Origin of the sequence: Streptomyces sp. NPDC057445 (assembly GCF_042802855.1) — a bacterium.
Taxonomy (GTDB): Bacteria; Actinomycetota; Actinomycetes; order Streptomycetales; family Streptomycetaceae; genus Streptomyces.
Window position 1 is genome coordinate 496,148 of record NZ_JBHVDH010000002.1, and the last position, 21,485, is coordinate 517,632.

The following is a 21,485-nucleotide window of genomic DNA, read 5'->3' on the forward strand; positions in this document are numbered from 1 at the left end:
TGGCCGTACCCGCCGGCGAACGGCTGTTCAGCCGACCGGGGCCCGCCCCTCCGAAGCCGTTGCGGGCCGCTGCGGCACCTCGCAGTGGTCCTTGAAGCCCTGGCTGGTCAGCCCGAGCGCGGAGTTGATCCGCGAGCGCAGATTCTCCACCGCCACCATCGCGGTCAGCTCGACGAATGCGGCCTCGCCGAGCGCCCCGAGCAGCCGTGCGGCGAGTTCGTCGGTGACCTCCGGCGGGTTCGCGGTCATCGCCTCCGCGTACTCCATGACGTCCCGCTCCAGTGGTGTGTACACGTCACTGTTACGCCATGCGGGCACGTCCTGCAGCTTGCGCGCGTCCATTCCCTCCCGCGTACTGACCCAGTAGCCGAAGTCCATGCACCAGCTGCAGCCGATCGAGGCCGCCGTGGCCATCACGGCCAGTGCCTTCAGGTCCGGGTCCAGTGCCTTCCACTTGGCTATCGCCTGCTCGAAGCGGAGGTCCGCGCGCAGGACGCGGGAATTGTGGCCGAGTGCCTTCGCGGGGTCGAGGACCTCCTTGTACGCGCGCTTCGAGTACCACTCCGTCGCGCGGTAGAAGAGGGTGCGGGGCGGGGTGAGGGAGATGCGGGTCATGACGGGCTCCTCCGGTGTCGCGTTTCGTCCTGACACACGTACGACGGATCCCGCCGCCGGGATGTGACATTCGCCGCCCCGGCCTTGCGGGCCGGGGCCCCGGGGCGCGCTGAAGGCCTGCTCAGGGCTCTCCCCGTGGCCTGCTCCGGCCCGTTGGTGCGGCTCTCCCGGGAGGCACGCGGGAACCACCCGCTTCACCTTTGCGTTCCCGCACTGTCGTACCCCGCGCCCATAATGAGAAGACCCGAACATCAGGAGGCCCCGTGACCGGCGACGCATCCCCGCATTCGCTGCGCTCCAGGCTGCGGTCGCTGCGGCCGGCAGCCTTCGGGGCCGACCCCGCCGGGGAGCGCATGGAGCGGATCCGCCGGTCGCCGAACTTCGCCGACGGGGTGTTCCAGAACCCGCTCGGGGCCAGGACCAGGCCGTCCGGCTCCACGATCGAGTTCGCGAAGATCTACTTCCAGAAGGAGGCGCGCAGGCTCCGCACCCCTGCCGCCCCCGTGCCGCTGCACCCCACCACGCTCGCCGACCTGGCCAGGCCACCGGCCTCCGGGCTGCGGCTCACCTGGATGGGCCACTCCAGCGTCCTCGCAGAGGTCGACGGCCGCCGGGTGCTCTTCGACCCGGTGTGGGGCGCGCGCTGCTCGCCCTTCGCCTTCGCCGGGCCCAAGCGCCTGCATCCCGTCCCGCTGCCGCTCGCCTCGCTCGGGCCGGTCGACGTCGTCGTGATCTCCCACGACCACTACGACCACCTCGACCTGCCCACGATCCGCGAGCTCGCGTCCACGGACACCGTCTTCGCGGTGCCGCTCGGTGTCGGGGCCCATCTCGAGCGGTGGGGCGTCTCCGAGGGGCGCCTGCGTGAGCTGGACTGGACCGAGTCGACGGAGGTGGCGGGGCTGAGGCTGACCGCCACCCCGGCCCGCCACTTCTGCGGCCGGGGCCTGCGCAACCAGCAGCACACGCTCTGGGCCTCCTGGGTGGTCGAGGGCCCGTCCGGCCACCGGATCTACCACAGCGGGGACACCGGCTACTTCCCTGGCTTCGAGGAGATCGGTGCCGCGCACGGACCCTTCGACGCGACGATGATCCAGATCGGTGCCTACAGCGAGTACTGGCCGGACATCCACATGACCCCGGCCGAGGGCATGCGTGCGCACCTCGATCTGCAGGGCGGCCGGCCGACCGGAGTGATGCTGCCCATCCACTGGGCCACGTTCAATCTGGCGCCGCACCCCTGGGTGGAGCCCGGCGAGGGCGCGATATCGACTGCCGCCGAAGTCGGCGCGCGCGTCGCGCTGCCGCTGCCCGGTGAGCCCTTCGAGCCCACGACCGAGGACGTTCCGTCGGCGCCGTGGTGGCGGGCGGTCGCCCCTGCCCCCGCCCCCGTCTCCGCGTCCGTACGGGCCGGAGGCGCGTTGTCGGGTGCGGGCGGTGGCGACGAGGTGAGCGCCGGCGCGGTGCCGGGCTCGGGTGCCGGTGCCGTGCCCGGTGCCGGGACGGGTGCCCCCGAGGCGGCGCCGACGGCGTAGTGCCACGGGTTCGCGTGCGCGGGCGGTTCGGGGTGTGGTGGGCGGTGCCGTGACTGCGGCCGGTGTGTCCGTCCTCAATCTCCCCCAGACTTCGTCCGGGGGGACCCCCAACGGGCTGGGTTGTCGGGGTCGGCCCGGGCCTGTTGGTTGACGTTGGGGGCCGTTCCGGGGCTCGCATCCGGGACGGCATGATTTACGGCGCGCTGACCGGCACCACATCGGCGACGCCCGCGCCGCGCCACAAATCACGCTTTAGTGTCCCGGACACGACCCCTCCACGGCCCCCCTCGGGGCCGGGGGTGGTGGGCCGATCGCCGTGTGTCGGCTGAACCATCCACCGGGGAGCAGTCGGCAACGCTGCCGGGGCGGGGCCGTGCAGGGTCGGCCCCGCAGGGGACGGCGGGACTACTGGCTGCCTACGAGGTCGGCGGTACGCCGCCGTCCCCGAGGAGTCGAGCCCGGAGGGGCCCCGCCCCGGCACCCACAGCCTGTCCGGCGTTTGAGGACGGACACACGGGCCGCGGTCACGGCACCGGCCCGCACACCAAGCCCGTCCGGCGATTGAGGACGGACACACGGGCCGCGGTCACGGTCCCGGCCAACCGCGACAACCCAGCCACGCCCGTGCGCGCAGCGACCCGCACCGCCCGCGCAGCGCCCCGTGGCGGCCGGCCGAGGTCAACGCGGCGTTATCGCGCTGCCGTACGAGGCCTCATACCAGAGCGGGACGCTCTACGGGCAAGTTTGTCAACTGCCCGCCGGACATGAACGGTTGACGACTACCGTGAGTGTCCGGTGATCAACGGTGGGCTCACCGGCCTTGGCGTGCCCTGCCGCTGAGCCGGAGCTGAACACCCGCAGTATGCCGATGAGTACACCGATCGGTACTCCGATTCCCGGGCCACGTACCAAGGACGCTGATGTCTCAACTTCGCGCACCCGCCGCGCGGCCGGACCGCCGCGAGGGCGGACGGCACGGCCGGTCAGGCTCCCGCTCCTCGTCCGCCGCCGCGGCCAGGCAGCGACCCGCACCGTCGTCGCCGGAATCCCGTGTACGACCTCAACTGCTGCGCACCGCGATCCTGCCGACCGTCGTCTCCTCGATCAGCGGTGCGGCCGCGGTGCTCTTCACGATCCGTTCCACCGATGCCCCGCCGTCGGCGGCGCTCTGGATGGCGCTCGCCGGCTCCGCGACCCTGTCCGTCGCGGCAGTGGCGGCGGCAGCAGTGGGTGCCGATCGCGCCGCGAGGTCCGTGCTGGACCGCTGCCACGCCCTGCGCCGGTCGACGGCGCGCGGTCAGGCCGATCTGCGGGGCGTGGTGGAGGGCCTGCGGCGCGGTGAGCGCCCGCAGGCCCGCCGTGACGCCCCGCTCCCCGCCCCCGCCGGGGACGAGTTCGACCTGCTCGCGCATGAGCTGACGCGGTCCTACGACGCCGCGGTGAACGCGGTGGTCCAGGCGTCCCGCCTGTCCAGCAGCGTCGGCAACGAACAGAAGGTCGAGGTCTTCGTCAACCTGGCCCGCCGGCTGCAGTCGCTCGTGCACCGGGAGATCCAGCTGCTGGACGAGCTGGAGAACGAGGTCGAGGACCCCGAGCTGCTGAAGGGACTCTTCCACGTCGATCACCTCGCCACCCGCATCCGCCGGCACGCCGAGAACCTGGCGGTCCTCGGCGGAGCCATCGCCCGGCGTCAGTGGTCGAACCCGGTGACCATGACCGAGGTCCTGCGCTCGTCGATCGCCGAGGTCGAGCAGTATCCCAGGGTCAAGCTCGTGCCGCCGATCGACGGCACCCTGCGCGGTCACGCCGTCGCCGACGTCATCCACCTCCTCGCCGAACTGGTCGAGAACGCCACGCTGTTCTCCGCGCCGCACACTCAAGTCCTGCTTCGGGCCTCCCGGGTCACCGCGGGCCTCGCCATCGAGGTCGAGGACCGGGGCCTCGGCATGCCGGTCGGCGAGCAGAACAAGATGAACGCCCTGCTCGCCGACCCCGATCAGGTCAATGTGGCCCATATGCTGCAGGACGGCCGCATCGGCCTGTTCGTGGTCTCCGCGCTCGCCCGCAGGCACGGCATCGCGGTCCGCCTCCAGTCCAACATCTACGGCGGCGTCCAGGCCGTGCTCGTCCTGCCGCAGGGGCTGCTCGGCGCGGAGCCGGGCGGTCTCTCCGGTACGGAAGAACCCGCCCGACACGCTGCCGGCCACCCTCAGGAGCACACCCCGGCCCGGCCTCGCCCCGTCGCCGCCCCGGCTCAGGCCCCGGCGCCCCCGCAGGCACCCCTGCCGCACCCCGCGGGCGAGGTGAAACACACCGGCCCGCAGCGTTCGCTCACCTACGTCACGACCGGGCCCGGTATCCCTCACCAGCCCCCGTCCACGGACGGTACGGGCCACGGCGCACTTCCGGTACGGGGCGAGCACACCGAGCGCCCCGCGCAGCCCACGGCCACGTACGCGGTCACCGGGGAGCAGCCCCCGGGGGTCCGCGGCACCATGGGCCGGCCCACGCTCCCCAAGCGCCGTGCCCAGGAGCACCTCGTGCCCCAGCTGCGCGACGAACCCGCCCCGCGGAGGGCCGAGGAGCCCACGCTCCACGACCCCGGCCTGATGGCGGCGTTCCAGAGAGGAATCGGTCTCGCCGAGTCCCAGCCCCCGGCCGCGACCTCCCAAGAACCGCATCAGCAGGACGACACCCACAAGGAGTAGATGCACCATGACGAGCGATGCGCCGAACGGCCATTCCTCGGATCTCGACTGGCTGCTCAGCGGCTTGGTCCAGCGAGTGCCGTACACCCGCAACGCGGTTCTGCTCTCCTCCGACGGACTGGTGAAATCCGTGCACGGCCTCGACACCGACAGCGCCGACCACATGGCCGCGCTGGCCTCGGGGCTGTACTCGCTCGGCCGTAGCGCAGGTACCCGGTTCGGCGACGGCGGGGAGGTCCGCCAGGTGGTGGTCGAACTCGACTCCACGCTGCTCTTCGTCTCCACGGCCGGTTCCGGCACCTGTCTCGCCGTCCTCGCGGGCCGTGAGGCGGACGCCGCGGTTCTCGGCTACGAGATGGCGATGCTGGTCAAGAGCGTCAGGCCGTATCTGGTCACCCCGGCGAGACAGCCGGCCGGAGCGCCGAGCACCACGGGGCACTGATCGTGCCGGCCCCCAAGGACGGGCCATGGGTCGACGACGCGGCCGGCCGTCTCATCCGCCCGTACACGGTGAGCGGCGGTCGCACCCGTCCGACGGCCGCGCTGGATCTGCTCTCCCTGGTGATGGCCACCGGTGCCGTCCCTCCGGGGGCCTATCTGGGGCCGGAGCACGCCATGGCGCTCGGCCTGTGCGACGGGCCCACCTCGGTGGCGGAGATCGCTGCGCATTTACGGCTCCCGGCGGTCGTCACCAAGGTGCTCCTCTCCGATCTCGTGGACTGCGGGGCGGTCACCGCACGGGCGCCCCGCTTCCAGGAGACCCCTACCGACCGTTCCTTGCTGGAGGCAGTGCTCGATGGCCTACGACGACGGCTCTGAACCCCGCGACGAGCCCGGATCCCGCGACTTGCGCGCCGACTCCGGAGCCCGCATCGACGCCGGCCGCTCTGCTGCCGACCCTTTCCCCAGCGCCCTGAAGGTTCTGGTCGCCGGCGGTTTCGGGGTGGGCAAGACGACCTTCGTGGGTGCGGTCAGCGAGATCGAGCCGCTGAACACGGAAGAGCTGCTGACGACGGTCAGCGCGGCGACCGACAGCCTCGAGGGGGTCGAGTCCAAGACCACCACGACCGTGGCCATGGACTTCGGCCGAATCACCCTCGACGACCGCAATGTGCTCTATCTGTTCGGCACGCCCGGCCAGGAGCGCTTCTGGTTCATGTGGGACGAGCTCTCGGAGGGAGCACTCGGCGCCGTCGTCCTGGCCGACACCCGCCGCCTGGAGAACTCCTTCTCCGCCGTCGACTTCTTCGAACGGCGGGGCATCGGGTTCGTCGTCGCCGTCAACGAGTTCGACGGCGCATACCGCTACGAGCCGGAGGAGGTGCGGGCCGCGATCGATCTCAAACCGGAGGTGCCGGTCGTGCTGTGCGACGCCCGTGTCCCCGGTTCCGGGATACGCACCCTGGTCACCCTGGTCCAGCATCTGCTGGCCACCACCCCGGCACCGGCACCGGCGCCGAGCTACGGAGCACACTCATGACGTACGACCCGACCGGCCATCTGCTGCTCACCCCCGTCGACCGCGAGGCGCCCGCACGGGTGCAGCGGCTGCGCCAGCTGGGTCTGGGCGAGCGGCCCGATCAGGCCTTCGACGAGTTCGCCCACAGGCTCGCCGAAGTGACCCGGGCCCCCTACTCGATGGTCAACTTCATCGACGAGAATCAGCAGTTCTTCGCCGGACTGCACACACCCGCGGGTACTCACTCGGGCCCCGATCTCGACGCTGCGGCGGCCTCGGCCGGCGGCGACGTGAGCCGCTTCATGGCGCGTGACCACGGCTACTGCCCGCATGTCGTGGTCCGGCGCAAGGCGCTCGTCCTGGAGGACGTCTGCGACTACCCGAGGTTCGCCGGGAACCCCGTTGTCGACGAGATCGGTATCCGGTCGTATCTCGGGGCGCCGCTGATCGACCGTACGGGCATCGCACTGGGCACGATCTGTGTCGTGGACACGGAGCCGAGGCCCTGGGGGCGGGCGGGTCTGGAGACCATCAAGTCGCTCGCGGCGGAGCTCGTCGAGCAGATCCACCGCCGCGAGGACGGGGGACTGTGACGACGGCCTCCCCGGCCGAGTGACGCCCCGGAGGCCCAGCGGCTTCCGGGGCGTCACACGTGTCGGCCGGTGCGCGCGGCGGCGCTCCGCACAGGGGCGTACGCGCCCGTCAAAGCGAGGGCTCCAGCCGCGTCACCCCGGAAAGCCGCTCGGACCACTGGCCCTTCGCGGTGCCCAGCGCCACCTCTGCGAGGCGTAACAGCTGGATGTCGGAGGTGCCGGCGGGCGCGAAGATGTGGTGCGCGTCCCGCATATAGCGCTCGATGGGACGCTCGGTGAACAGGCCCGCGGCAGCATGGATCTCCATCGCGTTCCGTGCCGAGTCGAGTGCCGATTCGACGTTGACCAGCTTCGCGTTCATCAGCTCGGCATCGCAGGGCAGGCCCTGGTCCAGCAGATGCACGGCGTGGTAGGCGGCGAGCCGAGCCGTCATCAGCCGCGACTGAAGCTGCCCCAACTTCAGCCTGACGGAGGGGAGTTCGTGCAGCGGCTTGCCGTAACGGTGGCGTTCGGCGCAGAAGAGGGTGGTCTCCTCCACGATCGCCTGGTGGAGCCCGAGGGAGACGGCGGTGAGGTTGGCCCGTCCGTACAGGACGCTGGAGGAGTACGCGACCGCGAGGCCGTCGCCCTCCTCACCGAGCCGGTTGTCCACCGGGACCCGGCAGTTGTCGAAGTGCAGCTCCCCGAAGCTGAAGCCGTGCAGGCCCATCGTCGGCTTCTGTTCGCCTATTCGGCACCCTGGGCGGCCGGACTCGACGAGAAAGGCGGTGAGGCCGCCCGACCCCGGCCCTGTGCGCACCACAACCCCATGGAGATCGCCGACGTGACTGTTGCCGACATAGACTTTTCGGCCATTGATGACGTAGTCGTCGCCGTCGCGCACGGCGGTGGCGCTCATCCCCAGCACATGTCCGCCCGACTCGGCCTCGGTGACCGCGATCGTGGGGAGACAGTCACCGGCGGCGATGGCCGGAAGCCAGGTCTTCTTCTGCTCCTCGCTGCCGAAGTGGACGATTTTGGCAGCGCCCAGCTGGGAGGCCTGCACCATGGCTCCCATGGCGCCGCTGACCCGGGACAGTTCCTCGATGATGATGGTCTTGGCGAGATGACCGGCGCCCATACCGCCGTGGGCCTTGCCGATCGTCGCTCCGAGCCAGCCCTGCCGGGCGATCAGCCGGGACAGCTCGCGGTGGACCGTGCGCGCCGCCTCCATGGCGGGAACCCGCGAACGGACCTCGCTCTCCGCGAAGTGCCGGACCCGCTCCCGGAGCTGATGATGCATTCGAGTGGCGAAGTACCCATCCACCGCGAGCCCTCCTCTGTGCAACGCCTGCTCGCGCCTGTGTTCGAGCAGGTGGTGCATCGGCGTGGTCTCGTCCCGTACAGGCCGACCACCTCATGGTGTTGATCGTTGCAGGGCGGTGCATGATTGCGTGTCAACTTTGGCCGGAATTCAAACGGTTGGCGTTTGATTGAAGTGGCGTTTTGTGCGGTAGTGGCCCGTCCGGTCCGTCCGTAGGGCATTACCCCTCGCGTCTCCGGCTGCCACATGCCATCGGCAAAGATTTCGTGGGCATATGGCACTGAGGGACAGCCTCCTGACACGCTGTGCACGGCAGTGCTGGTGAGCGCGATGCGGCGCCCGGAATGTGCACCGAGTCCCTTTGCGCGCCCGGCCCCTGTGGAACCGGCGCACGGTTGCGCCACCGGGCGCCCGCCCGTGGACGGGCGCCATCGTGGAAGCAAACTGCTGGACGCATACCCGGAGTTGGGGGACACACGCGCGCAGTGAGGTCGCCGGGAGTCGGCGATTGAGGAAGACGAGTACCAGGGGGCGAAAGGTTTATCGAATTCGATGTGACGACATTCACCACCATCCCGGCCTGCGGTAACGCATTGTGATGAGTTGCCTACGACTTCTGCACGTACAGTTACGTGTGTGCAGACAGTCGACGAAGGAGACTCATGCGACCGTTCGTACTGAACTACGTACTTCCGGCCGAGAGTCCAGCGGTCACGGTTACCTATACCTACGACCCCGCCCTGCAGCTGAACGTGCTGCCGGACGGGAGGCCCGCCGTGGGCGACCGTGCGGTGCTCCTTGCGACCGGCACGACGACGTCCACGGCAGGTTCCAAGACCCACTTCGACGACTGAACAGACCGGCAGCAAGAAAATGACAGTGCTCATCCTGACCTGCAGACAGGACGTCACGGCGGACATGGTGGTCGCCAAACTGCATGCGCGGGGGGTGCCCATGGTGCGTCTCGATCCCGCTGACGTGCCCGGCGAGGCTTCCCTGTCGGCCGAGTACGTCAGCGGTGACTTCTACGGCCATCTCTCCACGGAGGGGAGGCTGTTGAGTATGAGCGCCCTGCGTTCCATATGGGTCCGCAGGCCCGGCGAGCCCGCCGCGCACGCCCCCGGGGCCTCGGAATGGCTGACGGCGGAGACCGAGCAGGCCCTGTACGGGATGCTCTACTCCGCCGCGGCGCGATGGATGAACCATCCCTCGGTGGCCGCCCAGGCGCGTTGCAAGCCGTGGCAGTTGAGCCTGGCCCATCGCAGCGGGTTCGCCGTACCGCCGACGGTCATCACCACGTTTCCCCGGGTGGCCCGGCAGTTCGCCGCCCAGTACGGCGACATCGTGGTGAAGTCCGCCTCCGGCCCGCCGGCCAGTGACCCGCCGGTCGCGCTGCCCACCACCCGGATAAACCAGAGCGCCGACTTCACCGGGGTCGCCGCGGGACCCACACTGCTGCAGCAGTACATCCCGAAGCGTGCCGACATCCGGCTCACCGCGGTCGGCGGCCGGCTGTTCGCCGCCCGCAAGGTGTCCGCGTCGGACCAGGTGGACGGACGCTACGGCAGTACCGGTCACGCCTGGGAGCCGGCGGAGGTCCCGAGTCGTATCGCGCGTGCGGTACGTGAGTACACCAGCGAGGCGGGTCTCGCCTATGCCGCTTTCGACTTCGCCGAGGACGCGGAGGGCGTGTGGTGGTTCCTGGAGTGCAATCAGGGCGGCCAGTTCGGCTTCATCGAACTGGAGACCGGACAGCCGATAGCCGACGCGGTCGCGGCATGGCTGGCCGGTGGTCCGAATGGAGCAGGCCGCGTTACGACTCCCCCCTCGGGAGGGGACGGTCAAGGCGTTCTGTGACCACCTCTCCGAGGGAGACAACATGCGTATGCGCACTCTGGTGGCAACGGCCGGACTCACGGCTGCCGCTCTGTTCGGCGGTGCGGGGGCTGCCATGGCCGACGAGGGTCCCACGGCCATCGGCATCGCGACGAACTCGCCCGGCGTCCTGTCGGGCAATGTGTTCCAGCTGCCGGTGCTCGTGCCGATCAACGCCTGTGGCAACACCATCAGTGTGATCGGACTGCTCAACCCGGCGGCCGGCGTCGCCTGCGTCAACGGCTAGGACGAAGTGGTAAGTGCCGGTCCCGGGGTCGAATGTCCCGGGGCCGGCGGCTTCCGCCTCCCCTGATGTGCTCCTGCCACACTCGGCCAGGCGATCCAGTGGACGCCGCCCCGGGCCACGACGGCCCCGCGCGCTGCGACCAGCAGCATGCAGCAGCCTTCTCCCGGGGCCCGGCGGATCTCACGCCGGTCGAGCACCTGATGCTGTGGACCGGTCGGCCTCCTGCCCGGCGCGGCGCGGCGGTGCGGGCGCCCGCCGCGTGGCAGCCGCGGGCGAGGACAGCGCCGCGCACGGTCACCATGTCAGTACCGTGGGCGGCTACTGGCGGGCGACGACCTACTACCGTGCGTCGTACCAGCCGCCTTTTCGCCTCTCCCGTCGACCCGCGCCTGGTCGAGACCTTCAAGCGGGAGAGCGAGGCTTCGTGCGCACGGCCGCCTGGCGGACCGTTCCGTCGAGCTGCTCGAGATCCCTTCGGGTCAACGGCCTCGACTGCGACATCCATGAGATGTACGGGTCCCATGCCATGCCCGCGGCGGTGCGCCGCGGCGATGCCTGCCTCCTCGTCGACGGCCCGGGCCCGGGCCGAGCGCTGGTCGAACAGGGACTGCGGATGCGCCCCCGACCGGCAGACCGTGCTGTGCCCGGTGATGGACTACGCCGGCCTGGCGGAGATCGACGAAGCCGCGCATCGCCGTCATGGGCCGGGGCTTCGGCACCGGCTCGACACACCTTGGCCGCCGCCGGCCGGCGGCATGAAGCAGGAGCCCAGAAGGCCGGGCGGCGGCCAAGGTGGCAGGGCGGCATCGGACCACCCGGGTCCTTGATGGTCCCGACTTGCGGTGGGTTCCGTGTCCGGCGCGGGACTCGCCGTGCAGACTTCAACCGCACTTGAGCTCTGCCATCAATCGGTTCGTGACCACCCAGGGAAGTGCGGTATGGTTCTCGTGCGCGTTCGGCCGGGGGAAACCCCAGGTCAGGCGGGCAACGGGACGTGGCGCAGCTTGGTAGCGCACTTGACTGGGGGTCAAGGGGTCGCAGGTTCAAATCCTGTCGTCCCGACCAGCGTTTTCGCAGGTCGGAGGCCGCTTTCTCAGAGATGAGGAAGCGGCCCTCTTCGTGTTCGGGCGATGGTGGTCGCAGGCGTCCCCTGCGATGGGGCCGCGGTGGGCGAACTGGCGGGCGCGATGGGGGAGTAGGCCGGTCGCTGCTGGGGGCCCGGCCGGTCACAGCCCCTGCTCGACACATCCCACCTGTGCGAGGGCGCGTCCGTCACCCTCGCCGCAATCCGCCTCGCTTCGCCGACCGCGGCCAGGATCACGTCATCCACCAAGACCTGGGTGCGCCGCTCGGCCTTGGCCACGGCGGTGCGATACGCATCGGGCCGGGACGCGTGTGTCGCGCCGCGCCCCGCTGTCTCCATCAGGGTGCGGCAGGCCGCTGGGCGGGCCTGCTGGTCCGTCTGCTCCACCATCGCCTTGGTGCACGCCTCGATCCGGTCCGCGAGGGCGTCGGACGACGCGGCCGGCGCCCCCGCGCTCACGACGTCCTGCCGCAGCTGCGGCAGGACGGAGTTGCTCGCGGTGCCCACCTGCGCGCCGACGAGGGCGAAGAAGAGGGTGCCCAGGACGGCCACGCCGACGGTTGCACCGAGCTGCTGGTTGGCGTTGAGCACACCGGACGCGGACCCGGTCTCCTGCTCGTCGACGCTCGCCAGGGCGAAGTCGAAGAAGGGCGAGAGCACGAGGCCCATGCCGACGCCGGTGACCAGCAGGCCGGGGGACAACTGCCGGCCATCGACGTCGGCGCCCGCGCCGTGCAGGGTCAGGACTCCGACCCCCACGGCCGTCACGAGGGCGCCCAGGTGCAGGGCGCCGCGCCCGAGCCGGGGCATCAGGACGGCGCCCGCGACGACGGCCCCGACGGCCACGCCGAAGGCGATGGGCGCGATCTCGAGACCGGCCCGCGTCGGCGACCACCCCCGGCCTGGAGGAACAGGCCGAAGGCCCTTCGGTGTCTCGGCGCTGCACATCGCCGCCGCCCTGCGGGACAACGGCGGCGGCCGGCTGATCACCGCCGAGATCCAGCCCAACAAGGCCGAGGCGGCCCGGGCCAACCTGGACTCCGCCGGCCTCGGCGATCTCGTCGACGTCCGGCTGGGCGATGCCCTGGAGACGCTCCGCGACGTCGAGGGTCCCATCGACCTGGTGCTGCTGGACGGCTGGCCCAACGTCTGTCTGCCGCTTCTGCGCGTCCTCGAGCCGAAGCTGCGCAAGGGCTCCGTCGTGCCGGCCGACGACCTGCCCAATGGCGGCCCGGTGCCGCCGGAGCCGCTGCGGGACTTCTACGCGTATGTTCGTGACCCGCACAACGGCTACTCGACGGTGAGCCTGCCGCTCGGCGACGGCGTGGACTTCTGCGTCCGGACCATCGACTGACCCGCCTTTCCGCCGCGCGGGCGGTGCCGAGCTGTGCAGCACCGCCCCCGCCCGGCCGTACCCATGGCAACAGCCATCGGTGGAAGTCCAGTACTACGGCGCGCGCACTCGCCGTCTTCGCCCTGCCTCACGGCGCACCACAGGGGTGGTGATCGCGTGGAGCGCCCATGACAACCCGAGCACGACGAGGACCCGACAGCAGTGCTCCGGCCCCAGGGTGCGACGGTCTTCGCGGCGGCGGTGTCCTCGGGGCGGCGCTGCACTCAGTCACGGCGCGCCACCAGACGGTACGCGTTGGACAACCCGAGCCGGTGCGCGAAGGGGGCGATCGCCCGGTCCAGGAGCGTCGCCAGGATGAGGGCCGGGACGCCCGCCAGCAGGACCGATGTGCGCAGGGCACGGCGGGCCGGGCCGGGGCGGGCCGGCAGCCAGGGGAAGTCGTCGCGGGGAGCGCCCTCGTCCAGCGCCAGCCATACCGCGGCCAGCAGGTCCACCGGTTCGTGCGCCTGCGCGTGCTGCTCGGCCACCACCGTGAATCCGAGCCCGGACAATGCCCGGCGCAGGTTCGCCACCGGTACGAGATGCAGATGCTGCGGCTGGAGCCAGGGCAGCCACCAGCGTCCGAGCAGACGGGCGTAGTGGCAGTCCGGGTCAGGCACCTCGACGACCAGATGGCCGCCGGGCCGCAGCGTCGCCCTGGCCGCCTCGAGCTCCCTCACCGGGTCGGTGCTGTGCTCCAGGTAGTGGAACATGCTCACCACGTCGTACTCCCCGGTGAGGCCGGGTGCCAGTTCGGTGAAGCTGCCGCGGTGGCCGCGCTCGACCCGCCCCGCGCGCTCCGCGAGTTCGGCGCCGTCCGAGCGGTCGATCCCGTCGAAGGCCACATCCGGGAAGGCCGAGCGCCCCACTTCGCAGAAGTGCCCGTGGCCCGTGCCGACGTCGAGCCACCGCTTGGCTGCTCCCAGGTACGGCAGCAGGGAGTCCGCCCGGCGCAGGTAGGACTTGGTGCGCCCGCCGAACATGCCGTCGAGCTGCTTCTCACCCAGCCCGTCGTAGAAGTCGCGGTAGTAGAAGGCGAGTCCCCTGTCGTTGAGGCGGGGGTTCTGGAAGAGGTGCCGGCACGCGTTGCACCGGTCGACCCCGAAGGCGCCGGGCTTGTGCTGGAGCAGGTCCCGCGTCCGTAGCAGGCCGCTGATCCGGGCGGAGCCGCACCACGGGCAGGTGTGGCGCACCGGTTCGAAGAACGCCTGTGTGCCGTCGGCCAGTTCGGCCTCGTACAGGGGGCGCAGAGCGGCCACCGTTTCGTGACGAGCCTGCTGCGGGCCGGGGTTCATATGCCGTCCTCCTCACGGGCGAGCTCTTCCAGATGAGTGGCGGCCGCCACGGCGCCGCCCGCCGAGCGGAACGCCGCGCCGATCGAGCGGGCGGCGGCCCGGTACCCCGGTGCCTCCAGAACCGTCTCGACGGCCGCGCCGATCGCGGCCGCGGTCGCACGGCCGAAGCGGATCCGGACACCGGCGCCCGCGTCGGCGACCTGTGCGGCGATCACCGGCTGGTCGTCGCGGATCGGTGCGACGACCAGCGGAACGCCGTGCCACAGCGCCTCGCACACCGTGTTGTGGCCGGCGTGACAGACGACCGCGTCGGCCTGCGCGAGCAGTTCGAGCTGCGGCACCGCCGGGACGGCGAGCACGTCCTTGTCGTCGATGGTCACCCGGGTGCCATCGCGCCCCAGGGTTCCGAGGACGTTCCCGGGGTCGACGACGACCGCCTGCATCCGGTCCGCCCGCGCCCGCAGCCCCGCGGCGCACTCGGTGAGAAAGCGTGCACCGACATCGGTGTTCGCCGTCCCGAGGGTGACCAGGAGCGTAGCCCGGCCCGGGTCGAGCCACTCCCACGGGAAGCCCGCCGGGGAGGGCCGGGCGGTGAGGGAGGGACCGACCCAGCGAATCCGGCCGCCGCCGCGGGCGGGCCGCCCCGCCAGCTCCTCCGTCGTGAACGCCAGCACCAGGTGCGGCGAGAACCGTGGGTCCGCGGTGGCGGCCGGGTCGCCGATGCGGCGCCGCAGATCGCTCAGCAGGGCGTCGTTCCAGGCGGCGACCTTCGGCATCGAGGTCAGCACATCGGCGAACTCGGCCGATGTGGTCGCCGAGGTCGCCCAGGGCACCCCGAGCCGCTCCGCGACCAGCCCTCCCGCCAGGGCCTGCTGGTCCGCCACGACCACATGGGGGTGGAGCGCCTCCACCGCGGCCCGTACGCCCTCGGCCATCGCATCGGCGAGCGGCACCAGAAACCGCTCCCACAGGAAGCGCAGTGCCTCCGGCCCCCTGATGTCGGGGGACCTTGCCGGCCCGTTCCCGTCGGTCCACGACACCGGGCACGGCCAGACCTCCGCTTCCCGCCCGGCGAGACGGTGCACGACGTCCGGTACACCTGCCCACGTCACCCGGTGGCCCCGTGAGGCAAGTTCGGCGGCCACCCCGACGAGCGGATTGATGTGCCCGACGAGCGGCGGGACGACGAACAGAAAGCGGCTCACGGGATGTTCACCTCCACCGATGCGGCAGTCAGCGGGCCCGCGTGGCGGTTGCGGCGGATCCAGTCGAGGACGAGGTCACGCACCTGGTCCGGTGCCTCCACCAGCACCGAGTGCTCATGGCCCGGCAGCAGCACCGTCCGGCACCGGGGCAGCAGGGCGCGCAGCAGCGGCGCCTGCTCCGCGAGGTCGGAGTCGCCGCCGTAGACGGCGAGCACGGGGCATCGCAGCGAACGGATGGTGTCCTCTGAGAGGACCTCACAGGCGGTGAGGTCCTCGGCGATCGTGGTCTCCCGCACCAGTCGGCCCGCGGCCTTCGCCAGCCGGGCCGTGTGACCGCCGCGGTGCGTGGCGATCCAGTCGAGTGCGCCCGTCTCGTTGGCCGTCATCTCGTGCCGTACCCGGCCCAGCAGTCCGGCGAGCTTGTCCGCCCAGAAGGCGGTCGCCGGTTCGGACTCGACGACCGAGATGCTCGCCACGCGGTCGGGTCTGCGGATCGCGTAGCCGAAGGAGACCGTGCCGCCGAAGGAGTTGCCGACCAGATGGACGGCACCGGGGATCTCCAGCCGGTCGAGCAGAGCGTCGAGATCACCGATGAACGCGTCGAGGCTGTAGCCGCCGGCCGGCCGCTCGCTGCGGCCGTGACCCCTCTGGTCGTACATCACGACGTCGAGCCCGGCCGCGGCGAACGCAGGGGCGACGGTGAAGTAGTAACTGGCCAGACTGTCGGTCAGCAGTCCGTGCAACAGAACGGCGGTGGCTGTGGCGGGCCGCCCGTCGCGGGGGCCGAGCCGCTGGACGTGGAGCCGGACACCGTCGGCGTCGATGATCGCCATCGGTCAGGCCGGCCCTGCGGTCCTGAGACAGTGTGCGACATGCTCGACCAGGCGGCCGACGGTGAGCTCGATGATCTCCTCCAGCTCCATGGAGGCGACGAACTCGGCGAAGTTGACGGTCCGCCCGTAGCGCTCCTCAAGATGGCCGGCCAGGGTGACCAGATCGATGCTCTCGAACTCGAGATCCCGGGTGAACCCGCTGTCCATCCCGACCTCGGTGCCGTCGAGTCCGTAGTCGTCGAGGACCTGCCCGATCATGGCGGTGATGTCGGCGAGGATCGCGCCCTCGTCCGCCCGTAACGGGTCCGTCTGCTGAGTCGTGGTCACTTCCCGTCCTCCTCCTCACTGTCCTGCTCCGGACCCGGGGTCCATGCCACGACGTAGTCGCGCGCCGGAAGCCCCGGGGGATTGGTGACCCGCTCGCAGTGGATGCGATGTCCCCGGACCGGCAGGCCGGAGCGGGTGCGGACCTCGACCGTCAGCCGATCCGCCGCCGCGGCCACGACGGCGAAGTCCTTTGGCCGGCCACCGAATCCGGTCCCCTCCGCCTTGGCCGCGGCTTCCTTGGCGGCCCAGAAACGGGTGAACCAGAGAGCCTCCGGCTCGCCCGTGGCGGCACGGCAGGCGGTCAGCAGGTCGCGCTCGCCGGCTCCGAGGGCGGCCGCCAGGGTGGCCTCCGCCGGCTCGACGACCTCCTCGATGTCGATACCAGGGCCGGAGCCGGAGCCCGGGCCGGGGCCGGCAGGGACGGGCGCAGACGCCGAATCCCTGCCGGTACCCGCCGATCCGGGCCGCACGATCGCGACGGCTGCTTCGGCGCGGTGAGCGAGCGACACGGCCAGCGGCGGCAGGGTCCGCCCGTGGAGTCCGATGACGTACGGCCGGCCCTGCTCGTCGTTGCGCACCTCCAGCTCCGCCGGGAAGACCGGCCCTTCGCCCCGGTCCCACAGCCACCGGCGGACCGCGTCCTTGACCGCGATCCGGCCCAGCAGCCACTGACGCCGGCCGCGCGGAGGCTGCCGTTCGTACGCGCTGCGCTCGCCGCTGCCCAGCATGTTGCGCATGATCAGGTCGCGGGAGGCGAGGTCCGGCCAGCGCTCGTGGACCAGTGACCAGCCGCCGGCACGGGCGAGGGACAGCGTGTTGCGCTCGGGGAACCGTTCGACCGGCCGTGTCTGGGGATCGTTGTCGAAGCGACGGTCCTGCCAGCCGCTGATCTCTGCCCACACCGTGCCGCCGACGGTCAGCAGGGCGTCGGCCTCGAGCAGGCTGCCGGTGAGGGACGTGATACGGACCAGACACTCCACCGGCGTTCCGGGCCGTGGCGGCGGACCGAAGAACCGCAGGTCCTGAACGCCCACGGGGAACACCACGGTCCGTTCGGTGGCCGTCGCCATGATCCAGTAGCCGAGGACCTGTCCCACGTTGTCCAGCAGTGCGCCGGGCGCGGGAGGAGTGGTGAGGACGGCCCTGACGTGCGACCCGCCGATGGCTGTCAGTTCCGTGACGCCCTGATAGGCGGGTCCGTGGAACATCCAGCGCTCGTCGTACAACTGGGCAGCCGTGTGATCGGGAGTCCGTTCGTCCCCCAGCGCGCTCAGGTCCGGAACCCGCGGCGGCGCCGGGTAGCGCTCGCCGAGCCCGACCACCGCGCGGGCGTGCGTGCCGAAGGAGACCGCGACGCGGCCAGGTCCGGCGGTGGCGGCGCCGACCGTGATGTCCACCGGCTCGGCGGCGGTCAGCCACCGGTCGAACCGGGCGCCGTGCACGGCCACGGCCCGCATGCCCGGGGAGTACCGCTCGGCCGACTCCATCAGGTGGTGGACGATCGTGGTCGCCGGGACGACCGGCCAGCGGTCGGCGACATCGGGCCAGTCCTGCCGCTGCCGGAAGAAGCAGTGGTCGAGCAGGTACGGCATGGGGCCGGTGCCGACCCGGACGGTGTACGAGGCGGGACCCGGAGGTGTGCCGGGGGCGGCGACGGAGTCGGGCACCGGCTGTTCGGCAGGGGCCAGGCCCGGGGCGGCCCGCCGGGGCGCGCCCACGGGCCGCCGGGGGGCCGCCGTGCTCACCCGCGGGGGCGCTACCGGCCGGGACGCGGTGGCGATCAGCTCCGCGGCTGTCGCTGCCGTTTCCTGCATCAGCGCGGTGAGTTCGGCAAAGGCGGGGAAACGCTTCGCCGCGGCGGCTGTGGCTGCTGCTGCTGCGGCTGCTCCGGCGTCCGAGACGGGTAGGGGAGCGGGCGCGGTCTCGGAGGGGGACAGGGACAGGGACAGGGGCGCGGGCGGAGGTGTCCGGGCGGTCAGCGTGGCCCGGAGCCCGGCGAGCACGTCAGGGGCGAGCGAGATCAGCGCACCGCTCAGGTCGAGGCGTACCGGCGGCGGACGCATGATGGTCCGTTCGGTCGCGGTGCCATCGGATGAGGGGGCCGGAGCGGGAACCGGGGCCGGGCTGCCCGGCCGGTCCACCGCCACGGATGCGCTCGGCGCGCCACGCCGGTCGAGCACGTCCGGGGACAGCGCCGCGCCCTCCGTCCAGAACGCCACCGCCACGCGCCTCAGTTGGGCCAGGCCCGAGCGGTGCGGGGAGTTGGCCGCCACCACCAGATGGTCGCGGCCTGACAGCGTGTCGCCGATCAGCGAGCCGAGCTGCCCCGTGCCGACCTGTACGAACGCCCGGAACCCCGCTGCGTACAGCGACTCGGTCAGCTGCCGGAAGCGGACAGGTTCCAGCAGATGACGGACGAACAGTGCCCGCACCCCCGCCTCGTCGACGGGGAACGGTGACGCGGTCGTCCCCGACCAGACCGGCACCTCGGGCGGGTGCAGCGCGAACCGCTCGGCCGCCGCTCTGAACGGACCGAGGCACGGCTCGAGCATCGGCGTGTGGAAGCCGGACCGGAACGGCAGCACCCGGCAGAGCACCCCATCCGCCCGGAAGGTGCGGACGAACTCCTCGACCTCGCCCGGGGGACCGCACACCATCGACTGGCTGGGCGCGTTGTCGTGGGACAGGGTCACCGACGGGCCGGTGGCGGCGAGGGCGGCCCGCACCCGGTCGGCGGATGCCCCGATCGCGGCGAACGTGAGATCCGGCACGGTCACCGTGTCGGGGTCGAGGGAGGCCATGAAGTCGTCGACGGCCCGTTCCTCGTAGAGTCCGGCCGCGGCCATCGCCGTCCACTCACCGACGCTGTGCCCGGCCACGGCATCCGGTACGACGCCTGTGCGGCGCAGTGCCGTGTCCAGGAGCCGGCCCATGGCGACGACGCCGAGTCCATGCCGTCCGACGTCACCGACCTGCGCCTTCCCGATCCCGGCAGAGGCCGGGGGCCAGGGCAGGCCGAAGCGCTCGGCGATGTCGTCGACGCGGGGTTCGAAGTCGCTTTCCAGGCCGGGGAAGACGAACGCGACACGGCCAGGACGGTCGCCGCCGAGCAGCGGGTCGGGCGTGAACCAGACATCGTTGCGCCCGCGCCAGGCGCGTCCCTTGGCGACGACCCGGCGGGCGAGAGCCAGTCGTCGTGGTGTCGGATCGACGATGCCTAGACGGCTGTGGCCCGCGCCCGGCACGGATTGCGGGTCGAGGGCGGCGGAGAGTACGGCCGAGTCGTCGGCGTCCAGAAGCTTGCTCAGGCCCTCGGGGGTGTCGGCGGCGAGCAACAGCACGCGCTCCTGCTCGGTCGCGGACACACGAGGGGCGTCGGGTGTGAGCGCCGAGCCTGGGGCGACCGCGCTGCCCGGGATGACCGCGGCGCCCGGGGCGCCCGCCACCGACCCCGGCCGGGCGGCCGGTTGCACGGACGGCTGCACGGACGGCTGTACGGACGGCTGTACGTGCGGTGGCGCCGTGGCCGTGAGCGCGGCCCTGCCCGGTGCCTGTTCGAGGATCACATGGGCGTTGATCCCGCCGAAGCCGAAGGCGTTGACCGCGGCCCGGCGCGGGGTGTTGCCCGGGCCCGTCTCCCATGGTTCGGCCGTCGCGAGCGGGCGGAACCGGGTGTCGGCAAGGGCGGGGTGCGGATCGTCACAATGGAGCGTCGGCAGCAGCGTCGCGTGGTGCAGGGCGAGCGCCGCCTTGACCAGTCCCGCGACCCCGGCGGCGGGCATGGCGTGGCCGATCATCGACTTCACCGAGCCGATCACCGGCCGGGGGCCGTCACCCTCCCGCCGTGCCCGGCCCGGCCCGGGCCCGACGTCAGGACCGAACACCTCCCGGATCGTGGTGAGTTCGGCCGAGTCACCGGCAGGAGTCGCGGTGCCGTGCGCCTCCAGGAGACCGACCGATCCCGGCTCGGAGGGGTCCAGGCCCGCGGCACGCCACGCCTGCCGTACCGCACGGATCTGGCCGCCGGGATCCGGGCTGACGAGTCCGGCCACGCGGCCGTCGCTGCTCACCGCCGTGCCCCGGACCACCGCATAGACCCGGTCCCCGTCGCGTTCGGCGTCGGCGAGCCGTTTCAGCACGACCACGCCTGTGCCCTCGCCGATCAGGATGCCGTCGGCGCCACGGTGGAACGGGCGGATGCGCTGACTCGGCGAGAGCGCCCGCAGCTGGGAGAAGACGCTCCACAGCGTGATGTCGTGGCAGTGGTGGACGCCCCCGGCGAGCATCAGGTCGCACCGGCCGGAGGCGAGTTCCCCGACCGCCTGGTCCACGGCGACGAGCGACGACGCGCAGGCCGCGTCCACGGTGTATGCCGGACCGCGCAGATCGAGCCGGTTGGCCACCCGCGAGGCCGCGAGATTGGGCACCAGGCCGATCGCGTTCTCCGGCCGGTCGGGTCCGAGACGCTCGGTGAACGCCTCACGCACACGCGCAAGTTGGCCCGGACCCAGCTCGGGAAGCAGCTCCCCGAGGGTGCGGACGAGCTGACCCGCCGTGCGCACCCGTTGGTCCAGCCTGACCAGACCGGGCGTCAGATAGCCGCCCCGGCCCAGCACCACACCGATCCGCTCCCGGTCGGGCAGCCGTTCGTCGCCGCCCGCGTCGGCGAGGGCGGACGCCGCCACCTGCAGGGCGATCAGCTGGTCCGGTTCCGTCCCCGACACCGCGCTCGGCATGATCCCGAACCTCGTCACGTCGACATCGGCCAACGCGTCGACGAAACCACCGCGCCGACAGTAGACACTGTCAGCGGCGGACGGTCCGGCTGCCGCGTCGGGACGGTAGTAGTCGGCGTCCCAACGTCCTTCGGGCACTTCACCGATCGCGTCGACGCCGTCCACGAGATTGCGCCAGTAGTCCGCGAGTCCCGGAGCACCGGGCAGCAGCACCGCCATCCCGGTGATCGCGACGGGGACGGTGCGGTGCGGCGGACCGCCCTCGCCGTTCATCCCG

The 21,485-nt window shown here is 71.7% G+C and carries 18 protein-coding genes and 1 tRNA gene; 11 read left to right on the forward strand and 8 right to left on the reverse strand.

Annotated elements, in window-relative coordinates; translation table 11 throughout:
- Nucleotides 1-27 precede the first annotated feature (27 nt).
- Nucleotides 28-615, reverse strand: a complete 588-nt coding sequence (locus tag ACFU5O_RS07075; RefSeq protein ID WP_384237362.1) for a carboxymuconolactone decarboxylase family protein — start codon at nt 613-615, stop codon at nt 28-30.
- A 263-nt stretch (nt 616-878) separates the two neighbouring features.
- On the opposite strand from ACFU5O_RS07075, the gene ACFU5O_RS07080 reads away from it, so the two are divergent.
- From ACFU5O_RS07080 to ACFU5O_RS07105, 6 genes are all read left to right on the forward strand, one after another.
- Entirely contained in the window at nt 879-2,150 is a 1,272-nt protein-coding gene (locus ACFU5O_RS07080) for an MBL fold metallo-hydrolase (protein ID WP_384237365.1), read from the forward strand.
- A gap of 920 nt (nt 2,151-3,070) precedes the next feature.
- On the forward strand, nt 3,071-4,858 hold the full coding sequence (locus ACFU5O_RS07085; protein WP_384237367.1) for a sensor histidine kinase: 1,788 nt from the start codon (nt 3,071-3,073) through the stop codon (nt 4,856-4,858).
- 7 nt (nt 4,859-4,865) lie between these two features.
- Complete coding sequence (locus ACFU5O_RS07090) at nt 4,866-5,300, forward strand: roadblock/LC7 domain-containing protein (protein WP_384237369.1); 435 nt, start codon at nt 4,866-4,868, stop codon at nt 5,298-5,300.
- 2 nt (nt 5,301-5,302) lie between these two features.
- Complete coding sequence (locus tag ACFU5O_RS07095; protein WP_384237371.1) at nt 5,303-5,677, forward strand: DUF742 domain-containing protein; 375 nt, start codon at nt 5,303-5,305, stop codon at nt 5,675-5,677.
- A complete protein-coding gene (locus tag ACFU5O_RS07100; RefSeq protein WP_384237373.1) occupies nt 5,655-6,338 on the forward strand; it encodes an ATP/GTP-binding protein in 684 nt (227 codons plus the stop codon). The genes ACFU5O_RS07095 and ACFU5O_RS07100 overlap by 23 nt, the downstream gene beginning before the upstream one ends.
- Nucleotides 6,335-6,910 carry a GAF domain-containing protein gene (locus tag ACFU5O_RS07105; protein ID WP_384237374.1) on the forward strand — a complete coding sequence of 192 codons (576 nt, stop codon included), beginning with the start codon at nt 6,335-6,337 and terminating at the stop codon, nt 6,908-6,910. The genes ACFU5O_RS07100 and ACFU5O_RS07105 overlap by 4 nt, the downstream gene beginning before the upstream one ends.
- A 109-nt stretch (nt 6,911-7,019) precedes the next feature.
- Here the strand turns inward: ACFU5O_RS07105 and ACFU5O_RS07110 are convergent, their stop codons facing one another.
- On the reverse strand, nt 7,020-8,216 hold the full coding sequence (locus ACFU5O_RS07110; RefSeq protein ID WP_384237376.1) for an acyl-CoA dehydrogenase family protein: 1,197 nt from the start codon (nt 8,214-8,216) through the stop codon (nt 7,020-7,022).
- Between the two features lie 659 nt (nt 8,217-8,875).
- Here ACFU5O_RS07110 and tgmA point away from each other — a divergent pair.
- From tgmA to ACFU5O_RS07130, 4 genes are all read left to right on the forward strand, one after another.
- Nucleotides 8,876-9,067 (forward strand): putative ATP-grasp-modified RiPP, encoded by a 192-nt coding sequence (gene tgmA, locus ACFU5O_RS07115; protein WP_384237379.1) that lies wholly within the window; start codon nt 8,876-8,878, stop codon nt 9,065-9,067.
- Between the two features lie 19 nt (nt 9,068-9,086).
- Nucleotides 9,087-10,070 (forward strand): ATP-grasp ribosomal peptide maturase, encoded by a 984-nt coding sequence (tgmB, locus tag ACFU5O_RS07120; protein ID WP_384237380.1) that lies wholly within the window; start codon nt 9,087-9,089, stop codon nt 10,068-10,070.
- Between the two features lie 22 nt (nt 10,071-10,092).
- On the forward strand, nt 10,093-10,335 hold the full coding sequence (locus ACFU5O_RS07125) for a chaplin (RefSeq protein WP_384237384.1): 243 nt from the start codon (nt 10,093-10,095) through the stop codon (nt 10,333-10,335).
- 988 nt (nt 10,336-11,323) lie between these two features.
- A tRNA-Pro gene (locus ACFU5O_RS07130) sits at nt 11,324-11,400 on the forward strand.
- 28 nt (nt 11,401-11,428) lie between these two features.
- On the opposite strand, the gene ACFU5O_RS07135 is transcribed toward ACFU5O_RS07130, so the two are convergent.
- Nucleotides 11,429-12,265 carry a hypothetical protein gene (locus tag ACFU5O_RS07135; RefSeq protein ID WP_384237386.1) on the reverse strand — a complete coding sequence of 279 codons (837 nt, stop codon included), beginning with the start codon at nt 12,263-12,265 and terminating at the stop codon, nt 11,429-11,431.
- A gap of 10 nt (nt 12,266-12,275) precedes the next feature.
- On the opposite strand from ACFU5O_RS07135, the gene ACFU5O_RS07140 reads away from it, so the two are divergent.
- Complete coding sequence (locus ACFU5O_RS07140) at nt 12,276-12,773, forward strand: O-methyltransferase (protein WP_384237388.1); 498 nt, start codon at nt 12,276-12,278, stop codon at nt 12,771-12,773.
- A gap of 263 nt (nt 12,774-13,036) precedes the next feature.
- Here ACFU5O_RS07140 and ACFU5O_RS07145 read toward each other — a convergent pair whose 3' ends face one another.
- From ACFU5O_RS07145 to ACFU5O_RS07165, 5 genes are read right to left on the reverse strand one after another with little or no spacing between them, the layout of a single operon-like run.
- A complete protein-coding gene (locus tag ACFU5O_RS07145) occupies nt 13,037-14,107 on the reverse strand; it encodes a class I SAM-dependent methyltransferase (protein WP_384237391.1) in 1,071 nt (356 codons plus the stop codon).
- The gene (locus ACFU5O_RS07150) at nt 14,104-15,312 is read right to left on the reverse strand and encodes a glycosyltransferase (RefSeq protein ID WP_384237393.1); all 1,209 of its coding nucleotides are present in this window, start codon (nt 15,310-15,312) and stop codon (nt 14,104-14,106) included. The genes ACFU5O_RS07145 and ACFU5O_RS07150 overlap by 4 nt, the downstream gene beginning before the upstream one ends.
- The gene (locus tag ACFU5O_RS07155; protein ID WP_384237395.1) at nt 15,309-16,145 is read right to left on the reverse strand and encodes an alpha/beta fold hydrolase; all 837 of its coding nucleotides are present in this window, start codon (nt 16,143-16,145) and stop codon (nt 15,309-15,311) included. The genes ACFU5O_RS07150 and ACFU5O_RS07155 overlap by 4 nt, the downstream gene beginning before the upstream one ends.
- A gap of 3 nt (nt 16,146-16,148) precedes the next feature.
- Complete coding sequence (locus tag ACFU5O_RS07160) at nt 16,149-16,472, reverse strand: acyl carrier protein (RefSeq protein WP_384237397.1); 324 nt, start codon at nt 16,470-16,472, stop codon at nt 16,149-16,151.
- Nucleotides 16,469-21,481: a beta-ketoacyl synthase N-terminal-like domain-containing protein gene (locus ACFU5O_RS07165; protein ID WP_384237794.1), complete on the reverse strand. Its 5,013-nt coding sequence runs from the start codon at nt 21,479-21,481 to the stop codon at nt 16,469-16,471. The genes ACFU5O_RS07160 and ACFU5O_RS07165 overlap by 4 nt, the downstream gene beginning before the upstream one ends.
- Nucleotides 21,482-21,485 lie beyond the last annotated feature (4 nt).

What these genes read in the sequence shown, in the direction of transcription:
- ACFU5O_RS07125 (WP_384237384.1), top strand. Translation starts at nt 10,093, where the DNA reads ATGCGTATGCGCACTCTGGTGGCAACGGCCGGACTCACGGCTGCCGCT.
- tgmB (WP_384237380.1), top strand. Translation starts at nt 9,087, where the DNA reads ATGACAGTGCTCATCCTGACCTGCAGACAGGACGTCACGGCGGACATG.
- ACFU5O_RS07165 (WP_384237794.1), bottom strand. Translation starts at nt 21,481, where the DNA reads ATGAACGGCGAGGGCGGTCCGCCGCACCGCACCGTCCCCGTCGCGATC.
- ACFU5O_RS07090 (WP_384237369.1), top strand. Translation starts at nt 4,866, where the DNA reads ATGACGAGCGATGCGCCGAACGGCCATTCCTCGGATCTCGACTGGCTG.
- ACFU5O_RS07085 (WP_384237367.1), top strand. Translation starts at nt 3,071, where the DNA reads ATGTCTCAACTTCGCGCACCCGCCGCGCGGCCGGACCGCCGCGAGGGC.
- tgmA (WP_384237379.1), top strand. Translation starts at nt 8,876, where the DNA reads ATGCGACCGTTCGTACTGAACTACGTACTTCCGGCCGAGAGTCCAGCG.
- ACFU5O_RS07145 (WP_384237391.1), bottom strand. Translation starts at nt 14,107, where the DNA reads ATGAACCCCGGCCCGCAGCAGGCTCGTCACGAAACGGTGGCCGCTCTG.
- ACFU5O_RS07075 (WP_384237362.1), bottom strand. Translation starts at nt 615, where the DNA reads ATGACCCGCATCTCCCTCACCCCGCCCCGCACCCTCTTCTACCGCGCG.
- ACFU5O_RS07105 (WP_384237374.1), top strand. Translation starts at nt 6,335, where the DNA reads ATGACGTACGACCCGACCGGCCATCTGCTGCTCACCCCCGTCGACCGC.
- ACFU5O_RS07100 (WP_384237373.1), top strand. Translation starts at nt 5,655, where the DNA reads ATGGCCTACGACGACGGCTCTGAACCCCGCGACGAGCCCGGATCCCGC.
- ACFU5O_RS07140 (WP_384237388.1), top strand. Translation starts at nt 12,276, where the DNA reads ATGGGCGCGATCTCGAGACCGGCCCGCGTCGGCGACCACCCCCGGCCT.
- ACFU5O_RS07155 (WP_384237395.1), bottom strand. Translation starts at nt 16,145, where the DNA reads ATGGCGATCATCGACGCCGACGGTGTCCGGCTCCACGTCCAGCGGCTC.